The organism is Anaerobiospirillum succiniciproducens DSM 6400 (assembly GCF_000482845.1).
GTDB lineage: Bacteria > Pseudomonadota > Gammaproteobacteria > Enterobacterales > Succinivibrionaceae > Anaerobiospirillum > Anaerobiospirillum succiniciproducens.
Window position 1 is genome coordinate 1 of record NZ_AXWV01000056.1, and the last position, 19,552, is coordinate 19,552.

General features: G+C 43.3%; 12 protein-coding genes and 1 pseudogene. 9 read left to right on the forward strand and 4 right to left on the reverse strand.

Annotation, left to right across the window (positions count from 1 at the left end):
* A partial coding sequence (locus H524_RS14950) for a hypothetical protein (RefSeq protein ID WP_044121805.1) occupies nucleotides 1-199 on the reverse strand: 199 nt, incomplete at its 3' end.
* A 106-nt stretch (nucleotides 200-305) separates the two neighbouring features.
* Between H524_RS14950 and H524_RS14955 the strand changes: the two genes are divergently transcribed.
* The 8 genes and pseudogenes from H524_RS14955 (at nucleotide 306) to H524_RS0108185 (ending at nucleotide 11,690) form a co-directional block, all read left to right on the forward strand.
* Nucleotides 306-1,139: a flagellin N-terminal helical domain-containing protein gene (locus tag H524_RS14955; RefSeq protein ID WP_052338996.1), complete on the forward strand. Its 834-nt coding sequence runs from the start codon at nucleotides 306-308 to the stop codon at nucleotides 1,137-1,139.
* Nucleotides 1,140-1,459: 320 nt separating this feature from the next.
* Nucleotides 1,460-2,395 carry a flagellin N-terminal helical domain-containing protein gene (locus H524_RS0108155; RefSeq protein ID WP_027939864.1) on the forward strand — a complete coding sequence of 312 codons (936 nt, stop codon included), beginning with the start codon at nucleotides 1,460-1,462 and terminating at the stop codon, nucleotides 2,393-2,395.
* A gap of 322 nt (nucleotides 2,396-2,717) precedes the next feature.
* Complete coding sequence (locus H524_RS14960) at nucleotides 2,718-3,512, forward strand: flagellin N-terminal helical domain-containing protein (RefSeq protein ID WP_052338997.1); 795 nt, start codon at nucleotides 2,718-2,720, stop codon at nucleotides 3,510-3,512.
* Between the two features lie 553 nt (nucleotides 3,513-4,065).
* Complete coding sequence (locus tag H524_RS0108165) at nucleotides 4,066-6,897, forward strand: transposase (RefSeq protein ID WP_156907585.1); 2,832 nt, start codon at nucleotides 4,066-4,068, stop codon at nucleotides 6,895-6,897.
* Between the two features lie 367 nt (nucleotides 6,898-7,264).
* Nucleotides 7,265-7,468: pseudogene (locus tag H524_RS0108170) on the forward strand (flagellin); the annotation flags it as partial.
* Between the two features lie 87 nt (nucleotides 7,469-7,555).
* Nucleotides 7,556-8,473, forward strand: a complete 918-nt coding sequence (locus tag H524_RS16570; protein ID WP_052338998.1) for a putative metalloprotease CJM1_0395 family protein — start codon at nucleotides 7,556-7,558, stop codon at nucleotides 8,471-8,473.
* Between the two features lie 280 nt (nucleotides 8,474-8,753).
* Complete coding sequence (locus H524_RS16575) at nucleotides 8,754-9,635, forward strand: putative metalloprotease CJM1_0395 family protein (protein WP_052338999.1); 882 nt, start codon at nucleotides 8,754-8,756, stop codon at nucleotides 9,633-9,635.
* Nucleotides 9,636-10,118: 483 nt separating this feature from the next.
* Nucleotides 10,119-11,690, forward strand: a complete 1,572-nt coding sequence (locus tag H524_RS0108185; protein WP_027939867.1) for a Na+/H+ antiporter NhaC family protein — start codon at nucleotides 10,119-10,121, stop codon at nucleotides 11,688-11,690.
* Nucleotides 11,691-11,877: 187 nt separating this feature from the next.
* On the opposite strand, the gene H524_RS0108190 is transcribed toward H524_RS0108185, so the two are convergent.
* Complete coding sequence (locus H524_RS0108190; protein WP_044121807.1) at nucleotides 11,878-12,606, reverse strand: DNA glycosylase family protein; 729 nt, start codon at nucleotides 12,604-12,606, stop codon at nucleotides 11,878-11,880.
* A gap of 1,362 nt (nucleotides 12,607-13,968) precedes the next feature.
* On the opposite strand from H524_RS0108190, the gene H524_RS16580 reads away from it, so the two are divergent.
* On the forward strand, nucleotides 13,969-15,621 hold the full coding sequence (locus H524_RS16580; RefSeq protein ID WP_027939869.1) for a methyl-accepting chemotaxis protein: 1,653 nt from the start codon (nucleotides 13,969-13,971) through the stop codon (nucleotides 15,619-15,621).
* 705 nt (nucleotides 15,622-16,326) lie between these two features.
* Here the strand turns inward: H524_RS16580 and H524_RS0108205 are convergent.
* Both H524_RS0108205 and H524_RS0108210 read right to left on the reverse strand, forming a co-directional pair.
* Nucleotides 16,327-17,304 (reverse strand): HNH endonuclease, encoded by a 978-nt coding sequence (locus H524_RS0108205; RefSeq protein ID WP_027939870.1) that lies wholly within the window; start codon nucleotides 17,302-17,304, stop codon nucleotides 16,327-16,329.
* 805 nt (nucleotides 17,305-18,109) lie between these two features.
* Complete coding sequence (locus tag H524_RS0108210; protein WP_027939871.1) at nucleotides 18,110-19,267, reverse strand: pyridoxal phosphate-dependent aminotransferase; 1,158 nt, start codon at nucleotides 19,265-19,267, stop codon at nucleotides 18,110-18,112.
* Nucleotides 19,268-19,552: the final 285 nt, after the last annotated feature.

A 19,552-nucleotide genomic window follows, 5' to 3' on the forward strand; every position in this document is an offset into this window, starting at 1 on the left:
TTACACCAATTCTTTCCGCAATTTCTTTTACTTCGCCACTAGCGAACTTTTGACCTTCTACGCGTGACTTTCTTCTGGCAATACGAGCTTCTTCTGACTCTTTTAAAATCTTGTCTCTGTGTTCTCTTAACTCAATAAGTCTTGGCACAGCGTCAATTACATTTGCTCTTTGTTCTGGGGTTATAGCTTTTGCAGGCATAGTTTGTTCTCCTGCGTATTGCATATCATGAAACTAAAATACGAGTCAACCTAGTGATGGTTTAGCTGCAATATACATCTTTGTATAATGCTTTTTAATTTCGTTTATGATAAAACTAACAGTATCAAACCAGGGTAACCGTAACGCTTCTGACGGTATCGCTCTTGCTCAGACAATCGAGTCTGGTATGGATGAGATCTCAGGCATGCTCCAAAAGATGCGTACCTTAGCAGTACAGTCTGCAAACGGAACTAACACTACTGAAGATCGTACAGCTATTTCAAAAGAAATGGCTGCTTTAGCTACTGAGATTAATCGTATCTCAACTCAAACAACTTTTGCTGGCAAATCAGTTTTAAATGGCAAGGTTGCGGGTTCTATTTACGGTGATCCTGCGGGCGCTAATCCACCAGCACCTAATGCTAACCCTGCTGGTGACAAAGGCTCACTAACATTACAAGTTGGCTCAAATAAAGGCGATACAATTACCTTTGAAGTTGAATCTGTATACTTCTCCAAAATAGCTGACGATAATAAGCTTGTTGGAAATGGTAACGATGCTTTCTTCAAGGTGGCAAACGGAGAAGTTACAATCCAACTTAATAAGATCTCATTTGATCAAGCAGCTGGTGGCGGTAACCAAGGTGGTGCCCAGAATAAAACAATTGGTGATGTAATTGATCTGATGGATAAGGCTATTGCTAAGGTAGATGGCATGCGCGCTGGACTAGGTGCTTTGCAGAATCGTTTAGAATCATCTATCCGCAACCAGTCTAACGTTGCTGCTAACGAAGCTGACGCTCGCTCACGTATTCGTGACGCTGACTTTGCTGAAGAGTCTGCAAACCTTTCACAGCAGTCCATCATTCAGCAGGCTGCTGCTTCAATGCTGATGCAGGCTAACACCCGTCCACAGCTTGGCTTAAGCCTCTTAGGCTAATAGCATCCACTAAAGCATCTAAGCTTTAGCTCATATAGAAAACCTCGCATTTGCGGGGTTTTCTTTTTTCTACAGGGTTTTAACAGAATGTGTTAGAGGCGTGATCGCGGGTGTAATTATGCGTGTCTAACATACATTAGTTCACTCAATAAAAGTTAGTTCCAAATGTAGAGCTCGATGAAACAAGTAGCAGACAGGGTCACAATGTATGACTCGTCTAAACAGAATTCTAGTGCTCCCAAGTCAGCGGCCATGCCCTCCTGACATAGTCAATAGCGATTGCTATACCAGAGCAACCAAGCATATAAGGAGTTATATAAATGGCCGTATTTGTTAACACCAATTATTCAGCCCTTCAGGGTCAGCGCTACCTCGGCAATGTCCAGAACCAGCTCACTACTACATACCAAAGATTATCAAGCGGTATGCGTATTAATAGCGCTAAAGACGACGCTGCAGGCCTCCAGATCGCTGATCGCTTAACCAGCCAGATCAATGGCCTCAACCAGGGTAACCGTAACGCTTCTGATGGTATTGCTCTTGCTCAGACTGCAGAAGCTGGCATGGATGAGATCTCTGGCATGCTCCAGAAGATCCGTACCTTAGCTGTACAAGCAAACAACGGCACTAACACCTTAGAAGACCGTAAGGCTCTTGCAAAAGAGGCTTCTTCTTTAGCTACTGAGATTAGCCGTATCTCTAAGCAAACTACCTTTGCAGGTAAGACCATTCTCAATGGTAAGCAAGCTAATGCTTTCATGACTGCAGCACAGGGTCAGGAAGGTAAGACTCAAACATTACAGCTTCAAGTTGGCTCAAATAAGGGCGACACTATCAGTTTCGATCTGGTAAACCTTCAGTTCTCTGTAGCTGGACAAGCTGCTGGTATTGCTGCTGACCAATTTAAGGATGCTGCCGGAACAGCTGCATTCTTAGTTAAGAATAGCGAAGTTTCTGTCAACTTTAGTACCATTGGTGCTGTTCAGAATATCATTAGCTACATGGATCAGATGATTGGCTATGTTGATGGCCAGCGTGCCGATTTAGGTGCCATCCAAAATCGTCTTGAGAGCTCTATCCGCAACCAGTCTAATGTTGCTGCTAATGAGGCTGATGCTCGCAGCCGTATTCGTGATGCTGATTTTGCTGAAGAGTCTGCTAACCTGTCACAGCAGTCCATCATCCAGCAGGCAGCTGCCTCTATGCTGATGCAGGCTAATACCCGTCCTCAGCTTGGCTTAAGCCTCTTAGGCTAATAGCTTTATCTAGAGCATCTTTGCTTTAGAGCATATAGAAAACCCTGCATTTGCGGGGTTTTCTTGTTTATGCAGGGTAGCGATTAATTCACGAAAGCATGGATAGCAGATAGTGTGTGTAATGATACGTGTCGAACCTACATTACTTAGTTCAATATGAGTTAAACTCCATTAGCTACCTTCGATAAAATAAGTAGCAGACAGGGACTTTATTACCCTATCTATACAGAATTACAGTGCTCCTTAGTCAGTGGCCAGGCCCTCCTGACATAGTTCATAGCGTTTGCTATACAGAGCAACAAAGCTTATTAGGAGATAGGCCATGGCAGTATATGTAAATACCAATTATTCAGCCCTTCAGGGGCAGCGCTACCTCGGCAATGTCCAGAACCAGCTCACTACTACATACCAAAGATTATCAAGCGGTATGCGTATTAATAGCGCTAAAGACGACGCTGCAGGCCTCCAGATCGCCGATCGTCTGACATCCCAGATAAATGGCTTAAATCAGGGAAATCGTAACGCATCTGACGGTATTGCTCTTGCCCAGACTGCTGAAGCTGGTATGGACGAGATCTCAGGCATGCTCCAGAAGATCCGTACCTTAGCTGTACAGGCTTCAAATGGCACAAACACAATGGCCGATAAGCAGGCTTTATCTAAGGAAGCAACTGCATTAGCTACTGAAATTACCCGTATTGCAAAGCAAACTACTTTTGCTGGTAAGACTATTCTCAACGGAAAGCAGGCAAACTCTATTGATCCAGAAGCTGCAGGTGGTCAAAACCTTGGCAAGACTCAAACAGTACAGCTTCAAGTAGGTTCCAACAAGGGCGATACCATCAGCTTTAACCTTGAAAACCTTATTTTCTCTAAGATCGGTGTAGATGGTGGTATTGCAGCTGATAAGTTCAACGATAACACAACTGCATTCGCTAAGGAAACTGCTGCTGGTGTGGTTGCTGTTAACTTCTCTGTTGCAGGAGCCCCACAAGATATTATCGGCTTTATGGATCAAATGATTGCTTACGTGGATGGTAAGCGTGCCGATTTAGGTGCCATCCAAAATCATGAAAGTCTACGTAAGCAACCTCTGCAAAGTTTGAAAGTAGCCTAGCTGCTTTTTTTTATGACCCTCTGTTGTATCTATGGAAATTGACAATCACTTTTATGACTAATTTATATGGATTGCATAATTACAATCACTTTTGAGTAATGTTTCACAAGTTACCATTCACAGACTTGTGAAGTTTCAATCCAAGATCTGTTTCACGAGAGCGTGAGTTTTACGCACACTTATCGATCATTTGATCATTTAATTTAATAAAAGCAAAAATTATTGAGAGTGGTAGCCAGAACGGCATATGTATCTTTGATTTGTAACGGATCTGATATTTAAGATCTTTTGGGGCCGTGCGGGAAGAAAGGTTGATCGTTATTTAGGCAAATGAGCTGTAGACGTGGGGTAAACGGCGGGGCAAAACGGCTTGTCTACGGGATCTTCTTATGATCAGATAGGGCTAACTTAGCTAGAGGAGAAGACCGCTACTAAGGATACTGCTGGTCATTGATCATTGCTTATTAACTCAAAGCAACTGTCTTAACCAGTGATATTCACTTTGCTATTAGGAGGAGTAGTGCCAAAAAAAGCACTACTCTCAAAAAAAATTATGCAAATTGATCCTATCACAACTGCCATTAGAAATGGCTATCTTTTACCTTCCAAGGAAGAATTGCCTGCAATTGTTCATTCAGCTATGAATGAACCTATTGTGGTTACTCGTAGCCCAGAGTTTACTATCTACAACCTTTCTGCTCCAGTACTTGGCCAGAGCTTACCTGATGATTATTTAAAAGGGTGCATTGGCAAGATAGATTTTATTAATGGCACAGTTGAGCTACCTGACTGCGCACCGAGAAAGAAGCCACGCACATACAAAAAACGCACTGTTCCTAAGAAGAATCAGGACAGTGAGGCATTAGAAGTCTTGGCTGATGCGGCAGAGGAGCTTGGCAAAGAGTCATCATCTGCGAGCTCAAGCGCCTCAGATGCCACGATAGATATTCACGACCAGCTTGATATCGACAATGCGCACAACGAGTTGTTAGAGCTTAGCTGCTGCACAGGCTTTAGTGACAGTAAGTTAAAAGTACGCCACATCGGTTTCTTTACAGAGTTGCCTATATATCGTTTTTCATACCTTCCAACGGGTGAAGAGAAGGAGCGTTCAATTGAGCTTAAGCTTGATGAGCACTTCTTGGTTAGTCTAGCTGCATGGATTTGCCAAGAGAAAGGCATTGTTAAGCGTTATGTTAAATTTTGTCCTATAGCCGCTATTGAGGCTTTCATCCGCGCTTCTGAAGACGATTGTAGTGCTGATTACAAAGTCTCTTTAAAGCACGTACACAACAAGTACAAAGCAATTTATAAGGAAAATTCAACAACAGATGAGTGCTTAGACTCTGGCAGTAAAAAATTCATAAAGTATGCTCAGTTTGTTAAGAGAGTTAATGACAAGCCCTTTATGGAGGTTACTGCTATCTTAGCGACATATTTGCAAAAGTGTTTTTCCCTTGAGCAAGCACGTCTAATTAGAGTTAAAGGCCATGGAGACCAGATGCTGCAGATACATGCAGCATTCCTGTCAGGCACAGGTATTCAAGATATCGTAAGCGCCGATGGCCTTAATCTAGCGGTAAGCCCATCCATTCAAGCAAAGATTGACATTTCTGGCACAGGAAGAAAGCAAAAGAAGCATGCTGCTGATGGCAACAAGCTAGCTAATAGCACTAGCCATAACTATGGCATGAAATCAGTCATCAGCATGGCATTTGGAAGTGGAGCTATCTTAGGCAGTTCTACCGGAAAGGGCACATCCATTGAGTTTCGACAAGTAAATCCGCAATCTTTAGTGGGTCCATATTTTAAAACTTTAGCTATTTTTGATAGAGGCTACTATGCAACCCATTTCATGGCCAAGTTGCTCGACTATAAGCAGCTGTTTATCGTACGCGTAAGAGACTCTTGCAGATACATGGTTAATCGTATTACCGACATTGATGGTAATGAAATTCCAGTTCCTCCTAAGACTATCAATCCTGAAAACAAGAAATTGAGCGCAGGACTAAAGAAAGGCAATAAGATGCCTAAACCTAGTGCTAGCGACCCAGCTATCACGAAGCTACTTGAGCAACATGGTTATCTAAATTTATATTTAGACGCTGAAACCTATATACCTGTGGAAGACATTACTGAAGACTTCGACATCTATTTTGATGAGCCTACTGAAGGTCAGAAGTTGAGGAGATGCCTGATTCAAAATCTACGTCTATGCGCTAAGTATGATAAGTATAGAAGTCATAACTCCTCAAGAGATGGCACCACAGAAGATATGAATGAGTCATATCTTTATGTGGTAACAAACGCCAAGGAAAGTATGTTTGCTTGTGATGTAGTCTGTATGCTGTATTCGCTCAGATGGAAAGTGGAGCATGGTGTTAAGTGCTTAAGACAAGGCAGCAAAGTCTGTAAGGCCCATTCTAGAAGCGCATATACTAATCAAACACTCCTAAACTTCGCATTCATAAGATATGCAATGAAGTCGTTTGTATTCACTAGATCTGAAACAAGCCTTCCTGATAAGAAACTTGATGAAGTGACTGTTGCGCATATTAGTGAGCACGCTAAAGCAGCCGATCTTGGTATTGTTAGAGCCAGCGAAACCGTCAGACGCGGCATTAAACATGTAAGGAATAAACGTCTTGAAAGGCCTCACTATAAGACATGTGAGCCCACCGCTTTCATGGAAGACATCAAGTTTGCAAAAGGAAGTACTGTTAAAGAACGTGTAAGTAATTTGCTTAATGACACGCAGATTCAAGCACTGAGAGACTCATCTGATGAGGGGTTTAAACTGTTGGACTTAAGTGCCAAAGAAATCGATAGGATAGCTCTCGACTGCTTTATGTTTGGCTCTTTATCTCCTGAGTTTAGCAAAGTTGTAGCGCTCGACCAGGCTTTTCGTGAGATAGGACTAAATACTCAATTTACTCAGAACATCCTCGACACCCATAAAGAGGCTATTAAGCATGGTATTGATCCAGCTCTTGCCTTCGCAGCTCCAGGTTATGCTATTGGCTTATCGATGATGTCAGTACATAGAGACCCATTAATTAACCGTAGCATAGCTAACTCATTCAACTACATTAAGTTGGGCATTCCATGCTGCTCTAAGAAACACGATATCAATGCTCTTCCTCAGAGTAACAAGCCGTTGTTTGCTCGCACTGAAGAAATAATCGTTGAAAATTGCAAACAAAGCAGATTAAACATTGCTAGCTTTGAAAGACGCTCTGATTACAGAGTCGTAGAATCAATGTTGTTTGCAAGGCAGCACAAGGACAGAATGCCTGCATTGATTAACGAGGCTATATATCGAGTTACGCAAAGGGTCACTCAAGCTAGATTGACTGTAGATGTGCTTGTAAATCTACTCAGCTAGTCCCGTATCCAGCAGTAAAACTCTCACCTGTAATGTTGCTTGAAAAAGCAGCATCGCTTTGTCACGCCCATAAAAACGCAAAATTGCCGATAAATATCGAATTTTCGAACCTAAAACCCCCATTTTATGGACTTTTCTATTTGTCAATCCCCTCCGGCCAATCTTAGCTAATTTTGTAAACCGTTTTGTGTTAATTATTTTGTGACTCACATCACGCAAAAATGACTGTAAATAGCATAACAACCCATTTAGCTTAAAATTGTATGCTATTCATAAAAAAATCCAATAATTCCGCTTTTTTAAGCCAAAGCTATTGTAAAAATTTTTAAAATATGTTATAATTTGAAATCTTACATAGTGTGCTATGATCCAAAATCGTCTTGAGAGCTCCATCCGCAATCAGTCTAATGTGGCTGCTAATGAAGCCGATGCACGTAGCCGTATTCGTGATGCTGATTTTGCTGAAGAGTCTGCTAACTTATCTCAGCAGTCCATCATTCAGCAGGCAGCTGCTTCAATGCTGATGCAGGCTAATACCCGTCCTCAGCTTGGCTTAAGCTTACTTGGTTAACATTTTAACTTAAGTAAAAATCTTCTTTTATAGTTTGTTCTAAGGCAGCTTGTTAGCTGCCTTTTTAGCATCTGAAAGGAGGATCATATGCTCCCTATCTCTATTAGCAATAGTCGTGATCTTCAGCGTAGCGATGCTAAGTTAAGTGGTGATCGCTCTGTGCAAGGTCATGCATCTAAAGCGGCTCAGAGTGTTTTTGCAAGTAGCGATGATGTCATTGATTTACATAGCTTCAAAGCAGCAGCTACTTCTCCAGAGCTAATGGGCATGAGCCGTAATAAGGCAAGAAGTGCTTATCTTAACTTTGGCAAACAAGAGGCTGAAGAAGAGTTCAAAAATCAGCTTTTTGCGTCCATTGAGGAGAGTAAGAAAAAGCTTTCTGCATTAGGCCGTAAAGAACTCACACCCGAAGAGTATCGCAAAATCGACTCTCTGAAAAAGCAAGAGCTCAAGGTAATGGCAAAGGTCAATGCGAGACTAGCTGCAGGCGGTGATCTTTGTGAAAAGCCACGCTTCAAATACGAGACGGGTCCTGATGGCAAGCGCTACAAGACAGCTGGTGAAGTCAAGATTGATATATCTCCTTGCAAGACACCTGAGGAGACTATCTCCAAGATGCACCGTGTCATAAAAGCTGCTTTAGCAGGTGGCGAACCAACTGAGACGGATAGAGCTATATACAAAGAAGCTCAACGCCTTGCTCAAATTGCGCAAAACATGCTGATGCATGAGCGTATGCAACGTAGCAAGGAAGAACAAGAGAAGATCAAAAAGGAAATTGCAGCTCGCAATGGTGATGCCGACAAGTCTAGACGTGGAGGCAAGATACTGCGTACTTTTGATGAGATTCCTGCAAACGCCTCTGGCGTTGCCATGCCTTCAAAACCACAGATAAATCTCCAGCCTAAGATCGATTCAGGCAATGTGTCAGCTGGCTCAACACCGTCTGCAGGTTCTACACCTTCGGTCGATGCATCTGTTGAGGCTCCGGTAGCAAGCTCCTGATACTTGTCTTAAGTTATTGAGGAGCGTGTGCGACGCATTATCTGCGGAGTATACGGCGTGTTTTGTTGTGTGTTTTGTTGTGTTTCGTCAGCTTGTTTTGGTAAGCACTAAATTTGCTATTGCTAATAGCGATATACAGTAGTGTGATGCATGGTTTAACTTGCTCACACAACTTGTCTTAAAGCCCATTTGTATGGGTATAATAGAATATCTACATTCGGCTGGTAGTCGATACCTATGTATGATCAAACCATTCAGCCGTCTAATTGGAGAGTCACAAATGGCAGCAATCGGCGGAATTAATAGCAATCAATATAATGTCCTCATCAATACTCAAAAGAATGATGCTCAGGGCATTAGCGGTGCTCAGAAGAATGATCGAGTACAAGGTCAGACTCAACAGACTGAGGTAAGAGTAGCTACTCCTAATACTCAGCAGAATCAGACTAGCGATAATCACTTTGCTCATCAGCACCATATTGCTTTCAATGCTTACCGTAATTTTGGTAAGGAAGCAGCTCCAGCTACTACAGACAAAGAGCAAGGCGTAGTAGATGTTGAAGGTGAAGTAGTCGATACTAAGAGCGAAACTCAAAAGCCTGCAGAACAGGAAAAGAAGGTTTCAAACGAGCAAAAGAAGCCTAATGGTGAAGAGTTCACTGAAGAAGAGTTACAGCAGATTGAGGACATGAAGGCCCGTGATCAGGAAGTACGTGTTCACGAGCAAGCCCACAAATCTGCAGGTGGCCAGTATGCTGCTTCTCCAACTTACACATATGAGACAGGTCCAGACGGCAAGCGCTACGTTACCGATGGTGAAGTAAGCATTGATGTAGGCGAAGAGTCTGATCCTCAGGCTACTATCGACAAGATGCAGGTAGTCAAGCGTGCAGCCATGGCTCCTGCTGAACCATCTAGCGCCGATCGTCAGGTTTATGCAGATGCCTCCCGAAAAGAAGCTGCTGCTCGTCAGGAGTTAGCAGAGGAAAAGCAAAAAGAGAGCGAGGAGCGCATTGAGAAGGCTAAGGAAGCTATTGGCGCTGAAAGCAAGGCTGAGCCAAAGAGTAAGGACAGTAGCGCTACTGAAGATGCTAAGGACAAGCTCAATCCAGAGAACATGCCAAAGCCTAAGAGCGCTGAGCCTGCCTCATTAGAGCAGTAATTATTCCTTTAGAGCGCGATTCTTTAGGCTTTGTGCCGCTTATACTAGTTTTTTTATAAAGGCCCGCATTTGCGGGCTTTTTTTTTGTCTGTAGAGCATGCTTTTGCTTGTGTGCAGTAAGTTTACGTAGTTTTCTGCAGTATTATTTGCACATATATGGTGCAATTTTTAGCATATGGTAAGGTCAATTAGGTTAGATTACTATAATTGCACTATATATGTGCATTAATGGCTTGATACATACCGCATGCTATAATTGCGTGCACTTTCATCTTGCATACAAGCGCATTGCTTAATCATTGTGCAACTTTGCAAGTCTTGTAAATTAACTAGCTCGCTTGTCGTCGCGAGCTGCACAGCACGTATTAGTCTTAAGAAAGCGTAGCGCTTAAAGCGTTAGGCTGTTTAGTTGCGTCTGAATATCAAGTTTTTGAGTTTGACCATTCTTAAGCGAGCTGTGCATAAAATGATTGAGGTCGACTCATGGAACCGTATTACGCTGGTTGGCTATCCATTTTGCCACCTGTGATTGCTGTGGTCTTAGCGCTGATGACCAAGGAGGTATTCTCATCCCTCCTCATCGGTATCTTAAGCGGTACTCTGATCTATACCTTAGGTATGGGTCAAGATTTCACTATCATTTCAACAGTGCAGAACGCCTTTACAGTGATGGTCAACAAAGTTGACTTCAACATTGTTATCTTCTGTTCATTGCTGGGCTCGTTAGTGTACGTAATCGCCATGGCTGGCGGTTCTCGTGCTTATGGCGACTGGGCTACTAAGAAGATTAAGAATCGTAAGAGTGCTCTATTATCTACTTCATTCTTAGGCGCATTCATCTTCATTGATGACTACTTCAACTGCTTAACAGTTGGTACAGTTATGCGTCCTATCTCTGATAAGTATCGCATCTCACGTGCTAAGCTTGCTTACATCATCGACTCTACTGCCGCTCCAATCTGTATTATTGCCCCTATCTCTTCATGGGCAGCTGCAGTTGGCTCTAACCTCAAGAGCACTGGCGCTTTCGAGTCTGAGATGGAAGCATTCGTATCAACCATCCCTTGGAACTTCTACGCTCTTCTGTGCTTAACCATGGTTATCTTAGTTGCCTTAGGTAACTTTGACTTTGGTCAGATGCGCCGCGCAGAAATCGACGCTATCAAGAATGGCGTTGAAGGTGGTGCAAGCAACGATCACGACAACATCGACGTAGTTACCGATAAGGGTGGCGTACTCGACATGATCGTACCTATCCTTGCTCTCATCGTATTTGCAGTGTTATCTCTGCTCTACGTTGGCGGCTACTGGGGTGCTGATCCTGCCTACCACACATTAGGCGGTGCTTTTGGTAACACCTCTGCTGGCCCTGCTCTGGTTATGGCATCATTCGCAGCATTAGTTGTTGCCTTCGTAATGTTCGTTTGCCGTCGTCTCCTGACATTAAAGCAGTTCATGAACGGCGTGTTAAAGGGCATTCAGGCCATGATCCCTGCCAACATGATTCTGGTATTAGCCTGGACCATTTCCGGTGTATGCCGTGACTTACTCCAGACTCCAGTATTCATCTCTGGCATCGTTGAGAACGACATGGGTCTGTTAGGTAACTTCTTACCTGCTATCATCTTCGCAATTGCTGGCTTCTTATCATTCTCCACTGGTACTGCATGGGGTACTTTCGGTATTCTCATTCCTATCGTGGTTGTAGTAGCTCAGGCAATCGATCCAACTGGCGCTCTTATCACCATCACTCTTTCTGCTACCTTAGCAGGCTCAGTATTCGGTGATCACTGCTCCCCAATTTCGGATACCACGATTCTCTCCTCAGCAGGCTCAGGCTGCGTACACATTGAACACGTTTCAACCCAGCTGCCTTTTGCCCTGATTGTTGCTTCATCTGCTTTCTGTGGTTACGTCGTCGCAGGCTTCACTCACAGCCTCTTCTTAAGCTTAGCCACTGGCTTAATCATTATGGTTGCCGTTCTTTCTTACTTACACTTCCGTAATGCTAAGCTCGAAACTTACGAAGAGCATGCAGCTAAGAATCCAGTTTAGTTGCTAGCATCTTAGATAATCTAAGATAATTACGAAAAAGCCGCTCATTGAGCGGCTTTATCTATTGATGGACACTACATTTGCTGTTTTTTATAAACTCATTACTTTTCACTTTTAGGCCTTTGCTTAAGTTCATCATTCCTATCTTGATCCACTCTTAATTAGTGTCGCTTCTAAGGATCTACTCTTACCTCTTTCTTAGTTGCCTGTATTCGTATTGGATTTTCTCTTGAGCTTGCTGCGGCAGAGTGTTGAAGTGCCACAGATAGACAGTAGAGCAGGTACCGTATGGACTAAAATGCTTTGCATATGGCGCTACAAAGCTCTCTAATTCTTTCTTGCTAGCTTTTGGATTTCGCTCTTTGCCCTCAATTGCGTAGAGTGCTTGTATGACGCCAAGATCGCCGCTAGCAAATACATCCTGGTCATTAAAGATAAACATGTCCATCATCTGCAGCGACCAAGGACCAATTCCCTTGATGCAGATAAGTGCTGCATGTCTGTTATCTGTGCTCATGCCACGCAAGCTATCCTCACTGAGCTCCTTGCTAATAAAGCGCTCACACAGCTCGAGCATGCTTGATAGCTTAGCCTGAGAAAATGGCAGTGCCCTACTTACCATTTGAGTTGGCTTAGAGGCAAGCATCTGGGTGCTCAAGTCATTAGACTGTTCTTTAAGAGCTTTATTCCCTTCGTGATCTTTCTTGTCTTGCTGATCTTCGTGCAACTGTTGCTCAATTGCATGCTTAAGACTCTGCGGCGATGCAATGAGTTCGTCTGGTACTTTTGAGATGATTTTAACTAAGGCTTTATTGGATAGCTGTTGTCCCATGATGGTATAGACAAGACCTTTCCACAGATCGTCATGCAGCTTGATAACCTTGTTTCCTATGTGGCTATACAAAACGTGCATCATGGGATGCTGCTTTGATAGCATCATAATGTCCTGCTCAAGACTAAGAGCATGAGTTCTAAACGTGGCCATGACCTTCTCTCGTACTGATCTTGTTCATTTAGTCTAAGCATAACACTATGCCATGCTTGCTATGAATTTGTAGTCTATTTCCTTTCACTTGTCGGCATGGCCTGCAATAAAGACTTGTAGCTACCAATATTTCTTACTGATCTTTGGTTACCAATATGATGGCTGCTCGTTCGTAAACTATCCTCGTGACTGCTCTTTAGTAAACAATATTTGTTACTGGTCTTTAGTGGTGGCTATACGATTGACGAGTTTTTCGCATTGGCTGCCCTTTTTGGGGGTTCGTTGCTTACTATTTGATGCGTTTAATTTGAGAAACGTCACAGAAAAATCATAAAAATGTTGCGCAATCATTGGGCATGTAGCAGGCCACGTTCTTTTATTAATTATTTATGTATGGATAAAAACTCCAAATATATGGGATTGCTCAAACTAAACAAAACATGCAGGCCATCTTTTTGAGTGAGTTGTGTTTGTCAAAGCATATTGGCAGTGGTAACATGCTTGAGAGAACAAAAGTCTTGCGAATTTTTATCAAGTATGAATACATAAAGCTTTGTGTAATTTACTCATACTATGCTTTACAATTTGCACGACACTCAAGTATACATTTTGCCTATCTAGGCTTATGTTTACTTGTTTCTTAGTTATGTTGATACATTTGCATTAACATAACTTATACACAAAGCAAATAGCCGTTTTGTCAGTTTTGACTTTATACAGCTATCGCCTTAGTCGTGATTTTACATTACCTGACTATAGCTGCTTTGTGCGCATTGATCTGAGTTGTTAGTTGAGCGACTCTCTTCAATGCAAGGCCGTCAACTTGATCGACGATGTTATGCATTGCTAGTCTTGCTTCTCTCTGATGCTTAGCACCTTAAGTCTGCTTGAGATAGCACTGTATAGCATCAACAAGTACTGCTATCCGTTTTAGTATCTTGTTGGCATAACTTTAAATTGTGAATTCATATTTTGTAACACTGTAGCCCTTGCTAAGTTGCGCTTGGATTGGCTGTCAACCTATGTACTAGCCAGGCTGATTTTAGTTAGTCTTGGCAATACGTTGTTGATTTGCTGCCTGTGCTCTCTTTGCAAGCATAGGTCTGTCCTCTTGTTTAGGTCACGACCTATTCACACCTTGTACTTGAGCTTTAGCTAAGATTACATAACTTGTAATACTACTTGCTAGTACATATGAATGCTTATTTATAGGCATCTAATGTGATAATAAATAAAGCTTAAGGCACGATAGCGTTGCGTCATTGAATTTGCGAGCTTAAAAAGGCAAAACCTATGCTTTTCTTTTTTAATATGAGCACAAGAGCGAAGCTTCTAACTAGCTTCTTAGTTGTTATTCTCATCAACTTAGTTGTTTCTGTAACTACTATCGTCTCTTTAAACAATGTTCAAAAGAACGCAACTACAGTAGAAGATGTACTTAACGGTGCATTTACCCGTATTTACAACATCAAAGATGGCCTCGAGAACCTTGAGCATCTTTTAAGCTCCGACTTATCTGACGCAGCAGCTGGCGAAAGCTTCCCTAACTTACAATCAGAGACTGTGGCAGCAGTAAACGATCTGCGTAAAGCCGCTGATGTTATCAACGTAGATTATTTAGGTACTATTCAGTACAACCAAACTGCTAGTGCTCTGCGTAACAATATCTACACTGCCTTAGGCATCGTCGATAAAGAAGTCATCCCTCGTCTGCGTGGCAACAATATCGACCTGCAAACAGCCTACGAAATCTACATGGCGAAGGCTGAGCCTGTTGTCTTTAAGGGCATTCAGAATGCCTCTGAGATCTTTAAGCTCCAAAATAAGTTCTGTATTGAGCTTTTTGCTAAGTCTACTGACAAGGCAACTATCTACGTCGACATTGCTATGACCATTTTAGGCGCAATCGTAGCTTTGTCTTTAGCCATGATGATATCTAACTACATCTCCAAATCACTCGAACACCAAATTGCACTTTTAGATAACCTAAACAAGGGTGACTTCTCTGTAAGCATTCAAGATGGTTACAAAGATGAGTTTGGCAAGAGTCAGAAGATGCTCAAGGCCATGCGTAATACCTTATCAGACGTCATCTCTATGACTAAGACTGACTCTGAGAAACTACAAAAACAGATGCAGGATCTGCAGCAGATTGCTAAGCGCATGACTGACGTATCTGACAGCATCCAAAACCAGTCTGTAACTGTAGCCGCTGCAGCTGACCAAATGGTATCTACCACTACAGATATTGCTCATAACTGTGAAAGCGCAGCTGCAAGCTCCAAAATGTGTCGTGAGATCACCAATGGTGGTGTAGAAAAGGTTAACAGTGCAGTTAGCAACATTCGTCTGCAAAGCGAGCACACTAAGGATAACGCTGCCAAGATTGAGAATCTGGCTCGTCAGACCAACGATATTGGCTCTATCGTTTCCACTATTGACGATATCGCTGCTCAGACTAACTTACTGGCTTTAAACGCAGCTATTGAGGCAGCTCGTGCTGGTGAGGCAGGCCGTGGCTTTGCCGTGGTTGCTGATGAAGTTCGTGCGTTAGCATCTCGCACCTCAAGCTCTACCCAAGAGATTTCTCGCATGGTTAAGAGCATTCAAGAAGAGGCTGCCACTGCTACTAGTTCCATTAATGACTCTGTTGCCAATATGGATATCGTGGCCTCTGATGCAGAGCAGATTATGACCATCTTAAGCGACATTAATGAGCACGTAAGCGCCGTTAATACTCAGATTACCCAGATTGCAACTGCAGCAGAAGAGCAGACTGCCGCAACTGGTGAAATCTCCGGCCACATGCAGACCATCACTCAGGTTGCCTCCGACATGCGTGAAGATGCTCAGCATCAGTATGGAGTTATGGAAGGCACCACTAAAGACCTCAATGACCTCTTAAAGGAACTCTCATTCTTCAAGACTCACCCAAAGCACAGCTAATCTTAATAGCAAGACTGTGCGCATAAGGCCTACTAATGTGTAGGCCTCCATCATAATCTAGCGCCCAACAGCGCAAATTGCAGTTAAGAAATAAAGCAGTCAGGTGTTTCACTCGACTGCTTTTTTATTCTCAGCGCACACAAAAACGCATCAGCATCAGCGCCTACCTAGCCACACTTTCTTTTCAGCGCCCGCACACAGAAGCAGTTGCAAATATAGTTTGTCGCACATTCCACCATGTTTTATCATGCCGCCTGCAGTTTTTCTTTTCAGTAAGATCCTTCGTCTTTCTCGCACTGCACTTGCCTATAGCCACAGTGCATTGACAGCGGGTGAGGCCTTATCTTGATGCTCAGCTTACAGGTAGTAATAGCTGTATTGATTGCATGATGGATAGAGTGCGTGAATGCATACGTGACTTGTGAAAGAGCTGACTGCGTGAATGCATACATGGATTTTGAATGCAGTGACAGCATGATTGTTAGATTGATTGCTTGCTTGCTCGCTATTTTGCTTGCTGACCCCTTTCCTGTTTGCATGCATGCGGGTTGTCTAGCTTGATAGATAGTTCGGTTAGCGGGATTGGTGGGATAGCTATTGATGAAGGGTTATGATGTGCAAACGGCTGCACTAGGCAGCCGTTGTAGTGATGTTTGAGCTTGTGAGCTAAGATTGTGTTGGTCTTGCTCAAATGCAAGTTAATGGCTATGAGTGAACACCGCCAACCTTGAGCCAGTTTTCAAAGCAGTTTTTGTTGTGCCACAGTACATAGCGTGGATCTGGCCAAGCACTGCGATCGGCAGGAAGGATTAACTCCTTACCATCATAGGCCATGTAGTCCTCACCATAGGCAGTACGTACGGTGGAGCTAACCTTAGCAACTAACTTTTGCCCCCCGTCAGTATAGATAAAGGTGATATAGCCAGTCTTGAAGAGCTGATATAGGTCTTGACGCAGTACTACACCATTAGCTGACTTTTGGAATTTAGAGTCATAGAAAGGCTGGATATGCGCAACAGCAAGTACCGGTACAGCACGAACACCTGAGATTGCACAGCGGAAATCGTAGGCATTCAAGACACGAGCTTGGAACTCTGCTACATATGTCTTGGAGTTACGATGTGATGCAGCATAGTACATTCCATGCCAATCAGCGCCATCATTGGAAATGTAGTTGTCGCGTCTTTCAAGCACACGGGACTTAAGGTAACGACCACAAGGCTCGCTTAATGGCAGTGTAAACTGATGTCTTTCGCTAATGTACTGATCAAGCTCATGAGGCAGCTTAATCACATCGCCTGTATCGAAGATGAAGGTATGAGCAAGCTGTGCCATGGATAAGGAGCTATCCTCATTACCGCCACGCTGCTTAATGTCGTTTACAAAGTCATCAAAGTTATAAGCGCCATTATGTACGCCGTATAAATCCCAAGCATCACGTACGCTTAAGGACTTCCAGCGTAAGAAGTATGCGCCGCCAATTACGTAGTAAAAAGAATCTTCTTGTCTAAAGAGCAAGACCAAGGTGCCTGGGTCAAGGTTAGAGCACTCTTTGTCGAACTCTTTATCGCCTAAAGACCAGAGGCTGGCGTTATTAGATCCACCTAACAGGTATTCTTCAGTAAGGATATGTGCAAGCTTCTCTGAGGCTCTCCACATCATAATTGACTTAGGCTTATCCATCAAAAACTCCTTTAGGCACTGATCCTACCAAGGACAGCAGATCTTAGGCTTAGCCCTAAGCTGTATCCTTAGGCCCTGAACTTCTAGGCACCCCTCTTTGAGGTTGCATCCTCTATTGTAGTGTCAAAACGGCCTAAGGTTTTACTTAGCTCAACATTTTTTGTGCCCGCGCACGTTTTACCATCTGTAAAGTGCCTGTAACGGCAACCATCCTAGGTTAATTAACCACTCAGAGAGCATCAAGTTCCCCCGATCTCAATACGGTACGTAGCGCTCCCTTCTAAAATACCTGCTGTTAATTGCTCAACTGCTATGGTTTATGTATGACGTTCAATACTAAGCTTGGCTATTGCTTACGTAGAAGGAACATGTTCAGGTTGCTAGGCCATGCCATAGCTATGGTTTTAAAGTCACAAAGATATGGTGTCAGCAGATAAGAGTCCGTAGAAACTCTGGAGCGGCTTGAAAGCTTAACTCTTTTGAAGAGCCTATATTGGCCAAGAGCACTTACATCTTTTTCATGGATTGTATTGGTCTTGAATGAACTGATGCTTGCAGCTAAGACAGACCAAGGATAAGGCTGTGTAAGCTTTATCCTTGGCAAGTGGCAAGAAGATAAGGCCGAGTTAGCTTTATCCTTGGCAAGGGGCAAGTAGATAAGGCCGAGTTAGCTTTATCCTTGCAAGGGGCAAGTAGATAAGGCCAAGTTAGCTTTATCCTTGCAAGGGGCAAGTAGATAAGGCCAAGTTATCTTTATCCTTGCAAAGGGCAAGTAGATAAGGCCGATCGGGCTTTTTTGATGGTCTTAGCGCTTAAGGGTATAGATGTTCTTAAGGCGCTCGAGTGCGGCTTTGAGAGTTTCGTCTTTTTTGGCAAAGTGGAAGCGGATGTAGTTTTGGACATCTTCTTTGAAGAAGGATGAACCTGGTACTGCGCCTACACCAACTTTCGCAGCTAAGTCCTCACAGAACTCATGATCTGAGCTATAGCCAAAGTCACCAATATCTACTAGTACGTAATAAGCACCCTGAGGGCTATAGTAACTTAGACCAATCTCATCTAGACCTGAGCAAAAGAGCGCACGTTTTTGCTCATACTTTTCTTGAAGATCTTCATAATAGCTATCTGGCAAGGTAAGTCCTGCAATTAAAGCCTCTTGCAGTGGAGCTGCAGCGCCTACGGTTAAAAAGTCGTGTACTTTACGTACCGCATCGATAATGTGCGCAGGTCCCTGTACATAGCCTAAACGCCAGCCAGTAATGGAATAAGTCTTAGAAAAAGAGTTGCACACTAAAGTACGCTCTTTCATGCCATCCATAGTAGCTAAGTGAATATGCTTATATGGCTTGTAGATGATGTGCTCATATACCTCATCAGTGATCACAAAGGCATCATAGCGCTTCACAATCTTGCAGATAGTCTCCAGCTCTTCTTGAGTAAAGACCTTACCGCATGGGTTAGATGGATTACATAAGATAAGTGCTTTAGCTCCCTGCTTAAAAGCGTTCTCTAGTTCCTGCTCATCAAAGGTGAAGGCTGGTGGCTTGAGCGGAACATAGATTGGCTGAGCATCGCATAAGATAGAGTCAGCACCGTAGTTCTCATAAAAAGGTGAGAAGATTGCTACCTTATCCCCTGGGTTTACTGTAGCTAAAACACTAGCCATCATGGCCTCAGTCGAGCCACAGGTAATCACTAGCTCGCTATTGGGATCTACCTTTTGTCCTGAGAAGTGCTCAATCTTCTTAGCTAAAGCCTCACGTACATTCTGCGCACCCCAAGTAATGGCGTACTGATGTGGGCCGGTTAAAGCTACCTTACTTAAGCACTCAGTGAGCTCTTGTGGCGGATCAAAATCAGGAAAGCCCTGAGAAAGATTAATAGCATCGTATTTGAGACAAACTCGAGTCATGCGACGAATAACCGAGTCGGTAAATGAAGCGGTACGTAATGAAGTTTGCATCGATTATCTCTTTTTAATCAAATAGTCCCAAAAGAGCACGCCCTGCAAGGCAAACTAAAAGGCTAGCCTTGCAATGCCATTTGAAGGTCAAATCCTTCGCAAAGCCATTACCGGCCCGAGCTCAGCATGGCAAGTTACGAGCATGCACCGCGTAACAATGCCTTGCGCACATAATATAGCGCCCGCACACGAGAGTGCATAGAGCAGCAGAGAGCACATAGCAGCAAACTGTTGATAGCTGCAATCAGCGCATACTGCAACATATTGCGCTCTGCACATGGTGCC